Raw genomic sequence first — 13,350 nt, forward strand, 5'->3', positions numbered from 1 at the left:
AGATGATCGCCCGCTACGCCCGCCCCGAGATGACCGCCCTCTGGACCAGCGAGGCTCGCTACGAGCGCTGGCTCGCCGTGGAGCTCGCCGCCGCGGAGGCCATGGCCAAGCGTGGCGAGGTACCTCAGGCGGACTATGACGCGCTGGTGGCGAAGGCGCCCAAGCAGATCACCGCCGAGGACGCCGAGCGGATCGAGGAGATCGAGAAGACGGTCAAGCACGACGTGATCGCCTTCCTGACCTTCGTCGAGGAGAAGGTCGGCCCCGAGGCGCGGTGGCTCCACCTGGGCCTGACCTCGAGCGACGTGCTCGACACCACGCTCGCCCTCCAGCTCAAGGAGGCCGGCGAGAAGATCCTGGCTGGCGTGGACCGCGCCCTCGAGGCGATCGAGAAGCGCGCGTTCGAGCACAAGGACACGCCGATGATCGGCCGCAGCCACGGCATCCACGCCGAGCCGATCACCTTCGGCCTGAAGATGGCGAGCTGGTACGCCGAGCTCTCCCGCGACCGCGCGCGCCTCGCGGAGGCCGTGCACGGCGTGGCCCACGGGATGATCTCGGGCGCCGTCGGGACCTTCGCCAACGTGGATCCGGAGGTGGAGGCCCACGTCTGCCGCAAGCTCGGCCTCGAGCCGGATCCCGTGACCACGCAGGTGATCTCCCGCGACCGCCACGCGGACTTCTTCCACGCGCTGGCGCTGATGGGCGCGAGCCTGGAGCGCTTCTCGGTGGAGGTCCGCCACCTCCAGCGCACCGAGGTGCGCGAGGCCGAGGAGCCGTTCACGCCGGGCCAGAAGGGCTCGTCGGCGATGCCCCACAAGCGCAACCCGATCCTCACCGAGAACATGACGGGCCTGGCGCGCCTCCTGCGCGGCTACGCCTCCACGGCGATGGAGAACGTGGCGCTCTGGCACGAGCGGGACATCAGCCACTCCAGCGTGGAGCGCGTGATCGGCCCCGACGCGACCGTCCTCGCGGACTTCATGCTCCATCGCTTCACGCGGCTGGTCGCGGAGATGCGCGTCTACCCGGAGCGGATGCGCGAGAACCTCGAGATCACGGGTGGGCTGATCTACTCGCAGCGGCTCCTCCTGGAGCTCGCCCGCCGCGGCGTCGCCCGCCAGACGGCCTACGTCTTCGTGCAGCGCAACGCGATGAAGTTCTACGAGGAGGGCACCGACTTCCTCGAGGCGCTCCTCGCCGACGAGGATCTGCGCAAGCACCTCAGCGAGGACGAGATCCGCGGCGTCTTCGAGCTCGGCTACCACACCAAGCACGTGGACGAGATCTTCCGCCGCGTCTTCGGCAAGGCCTGAGCTAGGAGCCTGTTGCGGTAACCGCCGTAGCGAGGCGAAGGAGACGGGGAGCGAGGGCGGCGCGCGCACCGATGAGCGACGAGGCGTAGCCGTAGCTACGCCGCAGGAGCGAAGAGGGAGCACGTCGTCCGCAGCCCCCGGATCGTTCGCCGCAGTAGGCAGCGTTACTGCAACAGTCTCCTAGGCCAGTCGCAGGAGGGCGGGCGACGTGCTCGCGGGCTTCACGGCTGTCTCTGGCAGCCTGGGCCCGCGAGGCGGAATCGGAGGCGAGTGCCCGCCATTCTTGCTATGGAGAACCCGGCCTTCGCGGCCCCGGACGAGACGCGCCGTACCCGGTGAGGACAAGACGACGCCAACCCGAGCTGCATCCGTACACGGGTGCAGGGAGTGTCGTCATGTTCTACTGGATGTTGCTGATCGTCGCCGGCCTCCTCGAGACTGGCTGGGCCATCGGGCTCAAGTACACCGAGGGATTCACCAAGCTCGTACCCAGCATTCTCACTGGCACCGCGCTCCTGGCGAGCATGGGCCTGCTGGGCGTCGCCGTGAAGGGGCTGCCCATCGGCACGGCCTACGGCGTCTGGGTCGGGATCGGCGCGCTCGGAGTCGCGGTGCTCGGGATCGTCCTCCTGGGCGAGTCCGCGTCGCCGGCCCGGTTGTTCTTCCTCGGCCTGCTCCTCGTCTCGATCGTCGGCCTCAAGGTGACGGGTTCGTAGCCAAGGGGTAGCACCGCGTAGTGCACTCCCGATCGGCGGCGGCTGTTTCCCGACCGGAAACAGCCGCGCGATCGACGCACGACCGGTAGCAGTCCCGATCGGCGTCATCGTCCCGGGGACCGCCGACCTGGATCGGCGGAGAGCCGGCGATCGAGAAGGCCCCTGACGCGCAGCCCGGCAGCATCAAAGCTGCGACGAGCAACCAGGCCTTCCCGATTCGCCGCCTCGCCATGATTAGCGAAGGATGCCCACCGCGCGCAGGTTCTGCTCGAGGCGCGCCTTCGGATCGCCGACCGCGGGCTCGAAGGGCTTGCCGGTGAGGCGCTCGAAGTTCATCACGTACTTGCGAGCGAGGTCCACGCGGACGTCAGCGGGGATCTCGGGCGCGGGCCCCTGGCCCTTGAAGCCCCGCTCCTGGATGAGCCACTGGCGGAGGTTCTCCTTGTCGAGCATCCGCTGCTCCTTGCCGGCGGCGAAGCGCTCCTCGTACTCGGAGGCCTCCCAGAACCGCGAGGAGTCGGGGGTGTGGATCTCGTCGATCACCAGGAGCTCGTCGCCGAAGAGGCCGAACTCGTACTTGGTGTCGACGAGGATGAGCCCCTGCTCGAGCGCGAGCTCCTGCCCGCGGGCGAAGAGGGCGAGGGCGCGCTTCTGCACCTCCTCCCACAGATCCGCCGGAACGAGGCCACGCGTCACCACCTCGTCGCAGGAGATGGGCTCGTCGTGCTCGCCCACCGGCGCCTTGGTCGACGGAGTGATGATGGCGTGGTCGAAGGCCTGGTCCTTCTTGAGGTCCTTCGGGAAGTCGATGCCGTACACACCGGCCTTGCCCTCGAGGTAGTCGCGCCAGAGCGAGCCCGTGATGTAGCCGCGGACCACCACCTCCACCGGGAGCGCCTTGCACTTGCGTGCGAGGAGCGCGGTCGGATCCGGCTGGGAGATCACGTGGTTGGGCGCGACGTCCTTGGTGGCCTCGAACCAGAACGAGGCGATCTGGTTGAGGATCTGCCCCTTGAACGGCAGCGAGGTGAGCTCCACGTCGAAGGCAGAGAGGCGATCGGTGGCGACGATGAGGATCTGGTCGCCGAGGTCGTAGGTGTCGCGGACCTTGCCCTGGTAGCGGCCTGGGAGGGGGAGGTTCGTGCCGACGAGGGTCTGATCGAGCTGCTGGCTGAGGAGGGAATCGGAAACCATGTGAATACCTGACGCGCCGCCGGCCTCGGCCGCGACGATCGTCGATGGGGTCTGCAGAGAGCAGATACGGCAGTGCCGCAGCGTTTCTACCCGAGGTCGACGACGACGGGAAGATGGTCCGACGCTTCGGTCGGCACCGCCCACGCCCGTGAGGCCGGGGGCAGGTCGCCGCTGCGAAGGACGTGATCGATGCCGATCGTCGGCCGATGGGACGGATAGCTTCGTACCAGCCCGCCCCCGGCGTCGGCAACGCAATCGGTCAGGGAGGCGGAGAGCTTCGCGTAGGCGGGCTCGGTGCGCCCCTCGTTGAAGTCGCCGCAGAGGAGCGTCCGGGGCCTCCGATGGAGCCGGCTCGCGATGGCGTCCGCCTGGAGCCTCCGTTCGGTGGGATCGAGGCCGAGGTGGGTCACCGCGAAGGTGAGCGCCGTCGCTCCGTCCACCAGTCCCGCCGGTAGCTCGATCTCCGCCTCGACGAGAATCCGCGGCTCGGCGCCATCGCCCAACGGGAGGATGGCGCGGGAGGGCAGGGCCGTCGTCTCCCGCCCGAGGATGGGAAACCGCGAGAGGACGGCGACCCCGTAGAGTCCGCTCTCCCACGGGCAGGCGGCCGCGAAGGTGTGGTGGAAGCCGAGGCGGTCCGCGAGCTCGGCGGCCTGCCAGGCACCGCCCGAGCGTTCGACGCCCTGATCGACCTCCTGGAGGCCGATCAGATCGGCGTCGATCCCGGCGAGGACCGAGGCGATCGCGTCGAGCCCCTTGAGGCTCGCATGGAGGATGTTGTACGTCGCCACCCGGATCATCGGAAACAGGATAGCGACATGGGCGAGGAAGTGGGCTTCGTGCTGTACAAGCCGCGGTTGGCGGACAACGTGGGCGGCGTCGCCCGTGCGTTGGTCAACTTCGGCTTCTCTCGCCTGGCGATCGCGGATCCCGCCACGTGGCACTTCGATCCGCGCAGCGCGGTGAAGGCCGAGCACGTGCTAGAGAAGGCCTACATGGCGCTGACCCTCGACGAGGCGATCGGCCCGTACGCCTGGGTCTGCGGCACCACCAGCCGCAAGATCCGCCGCCGCCCCGCGATCTCGCCGCGGGAGCTGGGAGAGGAGGCCGCTCGCCGTATGGCGGCCGGGGCCTCGATCTGCGTGGTGCTCGGCAGCGAGAACCACGGCCTCACGGACGAGGATCTCGAGCGCTGCGACGCGATCTGCCGGATCGACACCTCGCTGGAGCAGCCGTCGATCAACCTCGCCCAGGCGGCGGCGATCCTGGCCTACGAGCTCCGGCAGGGCCTGAAGCTGCCGCGGCCGCCACGCGAGCTGGCCGTGGCGGCGACGAGGGAGGAGGTCGACCGCCTCGTAGCGTCTACTCGCGAAGCGCTCCTCGGCGCGGGCTTCCTCAACCCCCAGCAGCCCGACAAGATCCTCGGCGAGCTGCGCCGGCTCCTCGTCCGCGGCGAGCCGACCAAGCGCGAGGTCGAGCTCCTCACGGCCGCGGCGAAGCAGGTGCAGCGAACCGTGGTGCCGACGCCGCGCCGCTCGGAGTAGCGGCACGCCTCAGAGCGTGTGAAGAAGTCTGTCCCGCCTGAAGCGGGCCCGACTTCTTCAGCCGCGGTTCCCGCGGTCGCGCTTTTGCGTGGCTCCGCCTTCGGCTCCGCGTGCGCGGAAACGCTCTTTTTTTCGTCTGCTCCGCCTTCGGCTCCGCCCGGCTCCCGCCTTGGCCGGCGGGAGCGGCGAGGCCGTCAGACCGCCGGAGGCGCCTCGACGGAGGCCGGAGCGGCTGCGGGCTCGAGGCCGGCCCACGGGTTCTTCCCGATGAGCAGGATCACCGCGGCCATGCTGCCCGGCCCGAGGATCCAGCCGATCCCGTAGCCCCAGCCCATCGCGTTCCAGACGTAGCCGAAGAGCGCCGCGGCCACCAACGCGACCGTGGCGTAGGGGAGCTGCGTGCGGACGTGATCCAGGTGGTCCGAGCCCGAGGCGATCGACGACATCACGGTGGTGTCGCTGATCGGGGAGACGTGGTCGCCGTAGATCGCGCCGTCGAGCACCGCCGCGAGGGCGAGGAACATCCCCTCCGGTCCGGCGAGGTGGTAGGCCAGCGGCGCCGCGGTGGGGATGAGGATCCCCATCGTCCCCCAGCTCGTCCCGGTGGCGAAGGCGATCAGGGCGGCGAGGAAGAAGACGAGGAGCGGGAGGGCGCGCGGGTGGACCACGTCCTGGAGGCCGGCCACGAGGAAGTGGCTCGTGCCGAGGTCGTCGCAGACCGCCTTGATCCCCCAGGCCAGCGTGAGGATCGCGAGCGCGAGCCACATCGAGCGGGCGCCCTGGAGGTAGGCGGCGAAGGCCTCCTTCACTCCGAGGAGCCGACGCCCGAACACCAGGCCGAATAGGAGCAGCGACGATCCGAGCGAGGCGATGCCCAGGACCTTGGACGAGGACGCGTCGCCGAAGGCGTGGCGCCAGGTGGTGACGGAGAAGAGGGCCGCAGGGTTAGCGGCGACCTCTGCGAGCCCACCGCCGTCCCAGAGCAGGCCGAAGAGCACGCCGGCGAGGAGCGCGCCGATCGGGAGGAGCGCGATGTGGGCGAGCCGGGGGATCCCGTCCTTCGCCCGGTTGCCCTGGACGCCGGGCGAGGAGAGAGGCTTCGCGCCGGGCCGGATCAGCATCCCGGTCCTCGCTGCGCGGCGCTCCGCCTCGAGCATCGGCCCGAAGTCGCGCTTCGAGAGCACGAGGATCGCGATGAAGACCAGCGTGAACATGCAGTAGAAACGGTAGGGCAGCGCCTGGAAGAAGAGGCCGTAGCCGTCCATGCCGAGGCCCAGGCTCTTGGACAGCTCGCCCAGCAGCCCGACCTCGTAGCCGATCCAGGTGGAGATCACGGCGATGCCGGCGACCGGCGCGCTGGTCGAGTCCACCAGGTAGGCGAGCTTCTCCCGCGACACCCGCATGCGATCCGTGAGCGGCCTCATCGTGTTGCCGACGAGGATGGTGTTCGCGTAGTCGTCGAAGAAGATGGCGACGCCGAGCAGGTAGGTGACGAACTGCGCCGAGCGCGGCCCCTTCGCCACCCGCGTGATCCGGTCGACCACCCCTTGGATCCCGCCGGCCTTCGTGGCGAGGCCGACGAGGCCGACCAGGGCGGTGGTGAACACGAAGATCCAGATCTTCTCACCCTGGGAGAACGTGGCCTCCCAGCCGTAGCCGACGGCGGTCCTCACCACCATGCCCCAAGGGTCGAGGCCCACCGCGAGGGCCGCGCCGAGGAGGATCGACGAGAGGAGCGAGAGGACGAGCCGACCCGTCGCGAACGCGAGGACGATCGCGACCAGCGGCGGCAGCACCGACCAGGGGCGGATCGGCGCGTGGGTCTGGACCACGTCGATCGGGCCGACGGAGCCCTCGTCGAAGGCCAGGCCCGTCTTCGCCACGCCTGCCTCGTCCACCTTGAGGAGGAAGCGCAGCGTCTTCCCGTTGCCCCGCACCCGGAGCACGGGAGAGCGGCCCACGCTGGCGCGGAGGATGGACTCCGCCGCCTTGGCCTCCGCGCCGTCGAAGTAGAGGGCCACGTCGACCGGGAGCTCCAGGTCGGGGCGCTCCTTCGGCAGGCGCTCGGTGAGCGCTGCGACGCTCCGGTCCACGGAGGCGGCGATGGTCGCGTTCCTCGCCTGCGGATCGAGCTGGGGCAGGGCGAAGAAGGAGAGGGCGAGGACGGCGGCGGCGATCGACCAGCGAATGAGGTCGCGGACGGAGGGGCGTTTCATCGTGCGGCAGATCTAGCACGCCCCGGTGGGGGCGCTCCATACCGCTCCGCTCGCCAGACGCTGCGAATCTCCCGCATAGAGCTGCACGTCTGGCGAGCCGGCGACCGATCAGCCCCCCGGGTTGCCGGTCGGATCGGCCGGGACGCCGAGGGTGCGGGCCTCGTCCGGGAGCTCGCGGAGCGTCACGGCGAGCTGGATGGTCTTGCCCTTGCGCAGCACCTGGAGCGGGACCTTGCTGCCGATCTTGCTGCAAGCCACCTCCCAGCGGAGGGCGGGCGCGCTGCGGATCGGGCGGTTCTCGAAGCGGAGGATCACGTCGCCGTCTTCCAGGCCGGCCTCCGCGGCGGGGCTCCCGGCCGTCACCTTGCTGATCACCACACCGCCGGGCTGGTGGAGTCCGAGCGACTGCGCCAGGTCCCACGGGACGTCGCGGATCGACAGGCCGATCCAGGCACGGGTCACCTTGCCGGTGGCGGCGAGCTGGGGGATCACCTTCTTGGCCATGTTGATCGGCACGGCGAAGCCGATGCCCTGGCCCGAGGCGTTGACCGCGTTGTTGATCGCCACCACCTCGCCCTGGAGGTTGATCAGGGGGCCGCCGCTGTTGCCGGGGTTGATCGAGGCGTCGGTCTGGATGAAGTCGAAGTAGCCGTGGCGCCCTTGGGGGGTCACGTCGGTGCGGCCCTTCTGGCTGACGATTCCGAAGGTGACGGTCTGCGTCAGGCCGAAGGGATTGCCGATCGCCACCACCCAGTCGGCGATCTCGACGGCGTCGGAGTCGCCCAGGGGGAGCACCGGGAGCGGATGGTTGGCGCTCACCCGCAGCAGGGCGAGGTCCGTGGCCGAGTCGGCCCCCACGACCGTCGCCTCGAGCTCGTGGGGAAAGCCCTCGTCATCCAGCACCACCCGGATGCGGCTGGCGTTCTCGATCACGTGGGCGTTGGTGAGGATCAAGCCCGTGGAATCGATGATGAAGCCGGTGCCGAGTCCTTCGTTCGGCTCCTCCGACGAGTTCTTCTCGAAGAAGTCGTGGAGGGGATCGAGAGGGGAGAGGCGTCGGTTGCGCTTCTCCTCGACCACGATCGACACGACCGCCGGCGACGCCTGTTTCACGATCTGCGAGAGGTTCGGGAGGCCATGCGCTGCCGGGCCCGCCTCTTTCGCCCTCGCCCCGATCTCGGTCCAGATCCGCCGCGGTGGCTCGGTCCTGGAGGGGACGGGCGCTCCCAGAAGGAGCGCCGCAGCCACCAGCAGACCGGTTCGCCCGAATCGCCCCATGCCCCACCTCCCGTGCACCTTCGAAAAAGGTGGGCACGAAAGGCACAGGAGCGCCATCGAGGGGGTAGGGCTTGCATGCTCGGCGGCTCCGCGATCACCTGCAGGGACGCCCCTGGAACCTCAACGGATGCGATCACCGATCAGACGATCGAGTGCTTTGCGATCGTCGTCGGAGGGGGCCTCGGCAGGCGGCCGGTTGGCCGAGGCGGGGATGGGCGCGGCGGAGGCCCGGGCAGGGGGCGCCTTCTGCCGATCGGCCTTCGGCGACTCGGACGACCCCTGGCCGAGGAGCGCGCGAACGTGCTCTGCCGCCGTCTTCCCTTCGATGGGGAGGCTGACGGCGGCGAGCCCCACCGCGATGGCGACCAGGACGAGAAAGGCGAACTTGACCAGACCCCACATGGCTGGCGATGGTGCACGCGTCCGGGCGGTCCGTCGAGCTTCCCGGCTCGCCTCGGCTGTGATCAACGGCGCGGGTCGACCCGATCGAGCCGCCCGCTCGTGATCGATCGCCCTTCGAGACCGAACGACGCCATGGAAGCCCCAGAGACCCTCCCGGAATCCCCCCACCGCCAGAAGCCCAATTGGCGGAGCCGCGCCCTGCTCCTCGCGTTCGTGGCCGTTGCGGCCGTGCTCCTCGTGCGGATCGCGACGCGCGGAGTCGACGGGCTCCCCTCGATCGGCGGCGAGCCACGGGAGCTCCGGCTGTCGATGCTGGACGGCTCGACGCTCGCCCTAGAGGAGGCACGAGGGAAGGTGGTCGCCCTCGACTTCTGGGCCACCTGGTGCCCGCCCTGCGTCGAGTCGATGCCGATCCTCGACAAGGTGGGACGCGAGCTCGAAGCCAAGGGGGTGGTGACGGTGGCGGTGAACCGCGACGACCTCGAGCCGGAGAGGCGGGCGGCCCTCGTCCGCCGCTTCCTCGACCGCCATGACCTCGCCGGGCTGAAGGTCGCCCTCGACGACGGTGTGGCCGCCGGGGCCTTCTCGGTGCGGGCGCTACCGACCCTAGTGGTCCTCGGCCGGGACGGCCGCGTCGCTGCGGCCCACCTCGGCAGCATGCCCGAGGACGAGCTCCGCGACCTCCTGACCCGGGTTGCCGACCAGGGAGGCTGAAGGTTCCTCCGCCGAGGGCACGCTGGCAGCGAGCCGGACGAGGCAATCGCCGACGTCGCGCCGCCGGAAGGGCTTGGCGAGGATCGCGTCGGGAGGGATGTCCGTCTCCAGCTCCGGGCTCTGCGAGCCTGCGAGAGCCGAGATCACGACGATCTTTCCGCCGTAGCCCTGCTCCCTCAGCCTCGAGAGGGCCTCGAGTCCGTTCATCCGCGGCATGAGCACGTCGAGGAAGACGGCGTCGGGCTGATGCGCGAGCACGCGCTCGACGGCTTCGAGGCCGTCCCGCGCCTCGACGATCTCGTGACCGAACGACCCGATGGCGAGCGCCAGGAGGCGTCGGACGGCGTCGTCGTCGTCCGCGATCACGATTTTCCAGTGCGACATCGGCCTACATTAAGCGAATGCGTCGGTTTTGTCGATTAGGATGCAAAGATCCGTCGCCGCGCGAAGAAGAGCCCCAGGCCAGCGGCCCCGGCGGCGATGATCCCGTAGCCGACCAGGCGGGCACGCCGCGTGCGGGCCATGTGACCGAGGTCGATCGGCGTCGCGGTCGAGAAGGTGAGCCGGTACGGGTCGAGGGTTGGATGGAGGTGCCGGAGCTTCTGCAGGACCTGGGACGACGAGCCGGCGTCGTCGCTCGCGATGAACTCCCAGGGCCCCATGTGGCGCGGCAGCCGGTCGCCCACCTTCAGGCGGGCGAGCTTGTTGAACTTCTTCGAGTAGTAATAGCCGTGCTGCTCGACGGGATCGCTGTGCAGATCCGGATAGTGACGGCCCATCGTCGCCCTTCCCGAGTTCGCTTCTCTCCGAGGACGGTCTTCACCCCGCGGCCCCCGGGCCAGGGGGTCGGCGCCCCCCGAAATGGAGGGATGCCGGACGGTGTCGCCCATGCCACGCTTGTCCGAGGGAGGATTGCGCATGAAGAGACTGGCGGCATTGGGTGCGACGATCGGGTCCGCGGCGCTGCTCGCCGGGTGCATGCACGCCCACGAGGGGCCGACGATCAAAGAAGAGTGGTTGGCCAGGGTTCCCCCCGCCCGGATGGCTCCCGTGGAGGAGTCCCGGTCATCGATGCGCTCGGCGATGGACGAGCACAACCGCGCCTCGGCCGCGCTGACCGACGCCAAGAACCAGGCCGACGTCGCGAGGGCGGAGCGCGACACCGCCGACTCACGGGTGGCCGCTGCCGAGGCCGAGGTGAGGGCCGCGAAGGACACGGGCGAGGGGTCCCGGCTCAAGAGGTCCCACGCCGTTCTCGACCAGGCGAAGGAGGCGAAGAAGGTCGCCGACGCCAAGGTCGATCTGGCGGACGCCAACGTGAAGACCGCCTCCACCAAGAACGACCTCGCCAAGGCGCGGGTGGCGACGAAGCAGGCCGAGGTCAACCAGGCCGAGTATCAGGTGCTCGCACAGAACGGCGACACGCGGGTGAAGAACATGAGGCCCGCCGAGTTCGAGGCGGCGATCTCGTCGCGGAAGGCCAACGAGTCCAAGCTCGAGGCGCAGCTCGCGAACGATCAGCAGGCGGCGGCCTCGGCGCGGAAGAAGTGGAACGACGAGCGCGCGAAGCTGCAGGCCTCGAAGCCGGCGACGCCTCCCGCGGGTTGATTCGAAGGGTCCGAACCGGGCCGCCGATGGCGGCCCGCCGGGACCTCGAGCCACGCTGCGTCAGCAGGTCGCGTGGATCGTGCGCAGGGCCTCCACCCGGGTTTCCTGTCGGCGCCAGGCGCCGGCGGGAAGCCCGGCTTTTCTGCAGGCGTAGGCGAGGCAGGTCTGGGCGCTCCACTCCTTGGCGAGGGCCACGTCCGGAAGGAGCGTCGCGGTGCGAATTCCCTGTGCGATCCGCAGCGCATCCACGCGGGGATCGATCTCCTCGACCTCGCGGATCGGGCGCGGCGGTCCCATGAGGAGCCAGAGCTCCAGGTCCACGTCGGCGAGCTCATCCGCGCGCACGGGCGGGTTGCGGGGATCGTCGGTCGCCGCGTCGCGGATCAGCGCCGGGAGCAGATCGTCGGGAGCGCCTGTCAGGTTGGTGGTTCCCACCGCGCCTCGGACCTCGCCGCTCCCTCGCTCCCGAACGATCACGAAGAGGCCGGCGGCACCCTCGATCGGGGCGAGGTCGGCGGTGGGAAGCTCGGGCGCCGCGCCGTTCACGAGCGCCTCGAGGTAGGTGCGGGATCGCGAGCAGAGCTCGGCGAGGATCTTCTCTTCCGTCATGGCAACTCGATCCCGAGCTCGGCGAGCTCACGGGTGACGATCCCGGCCCACCCCTGGTTGGCCTTGGGGCTGGCGGGGCTCGGGTGGAGGATCCGCCCGACTTTCACCTCGAGGCCGGCGAGGGCCTCCCGGGCACGGTCCTCGGCGAAGCCGCCGATCCCGATCACCCAGCGGGGGCGCATCCTCTCCACCGTCTCGCGCAGGGCCTCGTCGCAGACGGCGAAGAGCGGCTCGCGCTCGGCTCGAGGCAGCTTGTCCGGGGTGACGTTGCGGCCGGAGGCCTCCATGAAGACCAGCGGGCAGTAGTTGATCACGAAGAAGCGCGCGAAGAAGCGCTCCGGCGTGCCGAAGGTCTCCTTGGCCCAGCCCCAGACCCGCGCGCCGCTCACCTCCGAGCGATGGCACGCGAAGCCCTGGATCGGCCGGTTGGGATTCTCCTCCGAAGGCCTGCCGACCTCGCCCTCGATCCCGAGCCAGGTGCGGACGTGGTGGACTTCGCCGAAGGGCACGCCGGTCTGGGCCATCCCGAAGGGGCCGGGGTTCATCCCGAGGAGGAGGATCTCGCGCGTCCCGCGTCCGTACCGATCCACGTATTCGTCGAACGCCGCCCGCGCGTATTCGAGCGGGTCGTAGACGTGGGTGACCGGGGGGCCGAAGCGCAAGGGGCGCAGGGCATCGATCAGTCTGTCGGTGGAGCTCCGGGCGGACATCGGCGGCAAGGTACGCGATTTTCCGCCGGGGAGGGGAGTGCATCTAGGGTTCTACGACGCCGGCACGGCCAGGCCGCTCTCCGGGCGGATCTCGAACCGCCCGATCAGCGGCGTGTGGTCGGAGAGGCCCTGGAACGGCCCCTCTCCGAACGGGAGTGTGCCGTCGAGGTCGAGCCAGTGGATCCGTCGATCCGAGAAGAGGTGGTCGAGGTGCATCCGCAGCTTCATGAAACCAGCGGTCGGGAACCTCCGGGGATGCTCGAGGTCGATCTGCCCGAGCTCGAGCTGGGGCGCTACGAAGCCGGCATGCTCGCAGAGGAAGCGGAAGACGGGTGAGCCGGGGAGCGAGTTGAAGTCGCCGCAGATGAGGAAGGGCTCGTCGCCCGCCTTCTCCCGGACGAAGTCGACGAGCCGGTTGGCCTCGGCGAGCTGGTTCACGCCGTAGCCCATCTTCAGCTTCACGGACCAGTACTCCCGGGCGAAGGGGCTGGGCAGGCTGAGGTGGGTGTTGAAGAGGTGGAAGCCGCGGCCCGCCGCGTCCTCCAGCCGGATGTGCGCGCAGATCCGGCTCTGCTTGCGGTCCTTCCAGGCGGCCACCTGGTAGTGCGTGATCCCCTGCGGCGCCTCGGCGTTGTGCTGCTCGATTCGCAGGGTCCGCTTGTTCACGAGAACGGCGAGGCCCGTGGTGTAGAGCGAGATCTCCCCCAGGCGGTAGTTGTGCGCCCGGAAGTACAAGGCCTCGAACGGCAGCTCCATGCCGCGGAGGGCGTAGGCCTGCCGCAGGTTCGACATGAACGACTCGAGCTGGGTCTCCTGGGGGTGGAGCCGGGGCCTGCCGAGGTTGCTCCGCACCGAGCTGGTCTCGACCTCCTGGAGGCAGATCGCGTCCGGCACGGGATCGAGGCCAGCGATGGCCTTGGCGATCTCCCGCTTCCCGGCGCGCGTGCTCGCGAGGCCGCGGACCGCGTGGCCGAAGTAGCGGACGTTGTAGCTGACGATTCGAAGTGGACTCGTCATGGATACCCGCGACGCGCCTCCCGGCG

Annotated in this window: 15 protein-coding genes and 1 riboswitch; of the genes, 5 read left to right on the forward strand and 10 right to left on the reverse strand. The window is 69.8% G+C overall.

What is annotated here, in order from left to right:
* Positions 1-2: 2 nt before the first annotated feature.
* A complete protein-coding gene (gene purB, locus AKJ08_RS02075) occupies positions 3-1,316 on the forward strand; it encodes an adenylosuccinate lyase (protein WP_050724543.1) in 1,314 nt (437 codons plus the stop codon).
* 294 nt (positions 1,317-1,610) lie between these two features.
* Positions 1,611-1,672, forward strand: a riboswitch (guanidine-III (ykkC-III) riboswitch).
* 39 nt (positions 1,673-1,711) lie between these two features.
* Entirely contained in the window at positions 1,712-2,032 is a 321-nt protein-coding gene (gene sugE, locus AKJ08_RS02080) for a quaternary ammonium compound efflux SMR transporter SugE (protein ID WP_050724544.1), read from the forward strand.
* Positions 2,033-2,266: 234 nt separating this feature from the next.
* Here sugE and AKJ08_RS02085 read toward each other — a convergent pair whose 3' ends face one another.
* Complete coding sequence (locus AKJ08_RS02085) at positions 2,267-3,226, reverse strand: phosphoribosylaminoimidazolesuccinocarboxamide synthase (protein WP_050724545.1); 960 nt, start codon at positions 3,224-3,226, stop codon at positions 2,267-2,269.
* An 86-nt stretch (positions 3,227-3,312) separates the two neighbouring features.
* Positions 3,313-4,017, reverse strand: coding sequence for an endonuclease/exonuclease/phosphatase family protein (locus tag AKJ08_RS02090; protein ID WP_169788733.1), 705 nt, complete (start codon positions 4,015-4,017; stop codon positions 3,313-3,315).
* Between the two features lie 27 nt (positions 4,018-4,044).
* On the opposite strand from AKJ08_RS02090, the gene AKJ08_RS02095 reads away from it, so the two are divergent.
* Positions 4,045-4,770, forward strand: a complete 726-nt coding sequence (locus tag AKJ08_RS02095; RefSeq protein ID WP_050724547.1) for an RNA methyltransferase — start codon at positions 4,045-4,047, stop codon at positions 4,768-4,770.
* 194 nt (positions 4,771-4,964) lie between these two features.
* Here the strand turns inward: AKJ08_RS02095 and AKJ08_RS02100 are convergent, their stop codons facing one another.
* The 3 genes from AKJ08_RS02100 to AKJ08_RS19640 all read right to left on the reverse strand — a co-directional run bounded on the left by AKJ08_RS02100 (position 4,965) and on the right by AKJ08_RS19640 (position 8,666).
* On the reverse strand, positions 4,965-6,986 hold the full coding sequence (locus tag AKJ08_RS02100; protein ID WP_050724548.1) for a Na+/H+ antiporter NhaC family protein: 2,022 nt from the start codon (positions 6,984-6,986) through the stop codon (positions 4,965-4,967).
* A 108-nt stretch (positions 6,987-7,094) separates the two neighbouring features.
* Positions 7,095-8,264 (reverse strand): S1C family serine protease, encoded by a 1,170-nt coding sequence (locus tag AKJ08_RS02105; RefSeq protein ID WP_050724549.1) that lies wholly within the window; start codon positions 8,262-8,264, stop codon positions 7,095-7,097.
* A 120-nt stretch (positions 8,265-8,384) separates the two neighbouring features.
* A complete protein-coding gene (locus AKJ08_RS19640; RefSeq protein WP_050724550.1) occupies positions 8,385-8,666 on the reverse strand; it encodes a hypothetical protein in 282 nt (93 codons plus the stop codon).
* Between the two features lie 132 nt (positions 8,667-8,798).
* Between AKJ08_RS19640 and AKJ08_RS19645 the strand changes: the two genes are divergently transcribed.
* Positions 8,799-9,380, forward strand: coding sequence for a TlpA family protein disulfide reductase (locus tag AKJ08_RS19645; RefSeq protein ID WP_169788734.1), 582 nt, complete (start codon positions 8,799-8,801; stop codon positions 9,378-9,380).
* Here AKJ08_RS19645 and AKJ08_RS02120 read toward each other — a convergent pair.
* Together AKJ08_RS02120 and AKJ08_RS02125 are read right to left on the reverse strand one after the other, a co-directional pair.
* Positions 9,273-9,764 carry a response regulator gene (locus AKJ08_RS02120; RefSeq protein WP_050724552.1) on the reverse strand — a complete coding sequence of 164 codons (492 nt, stop codon included), beginning with the start codon at positions 9,762-9,764 and terminating at the stop codon, positions 9,273-9,275. The genes AKJ08_RS19645 and AKJ08_RS02120 overlap by 108 nt on opposite strands.
* 35 nt (positions 9,765-9,799) lie before the next feature.
* Entirely contained in the window at positions 9,800-10,159 is a 360-nt protein-coding gene (locus tag AKJ08_RS02125) for a hypothetical protein (protein ID WP_050724553.1), read from the reverse strand.
* Positions 10,160-10,298: 139 nt separating this feature from the next.
* Between AKJ08_RS02125 and AKJ08_RS02130 the strand changes: the two genes are divergently transcribed.
* Positions 10,299-10,988: a hypothetical protein gene (locus AKJ08_RS02130; protein ID WP_157370413.1), complete on the forward strand. Its 690-nt coding sequence runs from the start codon at positions 10,299-10,301 to the stop codon at positions 10,986-10,988.
* Between the two features lie 60 nt (positions 10,989-11,048).
* Here the strand turns inward: AKJ08_RS02130 and AKJ08_RS02135 are convergent, their stop codons facing one another.
* Genes AKJ08_RS02135 through AKJ08_RS02145 form a run of 3 tightly spaced genes read right to left on the reverse strand, consistent with a single transcriptional unit; the run spans position 11,049 to position 13,324 of the window.
* The gene (locus tag AKJ08_RS02135; RefSeq protein ID WP_050724555.1) at positions 11,049-11,597 is read right to left on the reverse strand and encodes an AMMECR1 domain-containing protein; all 549 of its coding nucleotides are present in this window, start codon (positions 11,595-11,597) and stop codon (positions 11,049-11,051) included.
* Positions 11,594-12,307, reverse strand: a complete 714-nt coding sequence (locus tag AKJ08_RS02140; protein ID WP_050724556.1) for a uracil-DNA glycosylase family protein — start codon at positions 12,305-12,307, stop codon at positions 11,594-11,596. The genes AKJ08_RS02135 and AKJ08_RS02140 overlap by 4 nt, the downstream gene beginning before the upstream one ends.
* A gap of 51 nt (positions 12,308-12,358) precedes the next feature.
* A complete protein-coding gene (locus AKJ08_RS02145; RefSeq protein WP_082342569.1) occupies positions 12,359-13,324 on the reverse strand; it encodes an endonuclease/exonuclease/phosphatase family protein in 966 nt (321 codons plus the stop codon).
* Positions 13,325-13,350 lie beyond the last annotated feature (26 nt).

The organism is Vulgatibacter incomptus (genome assembly GCF_001263175.1).
GTDB classification, from domain to species: Bacteria; Myxococcota; Myxococcia; order Myxococcales; family Vulgatibacteraceae; genus Vulgatibacter; species Vulgatibacter incomptus.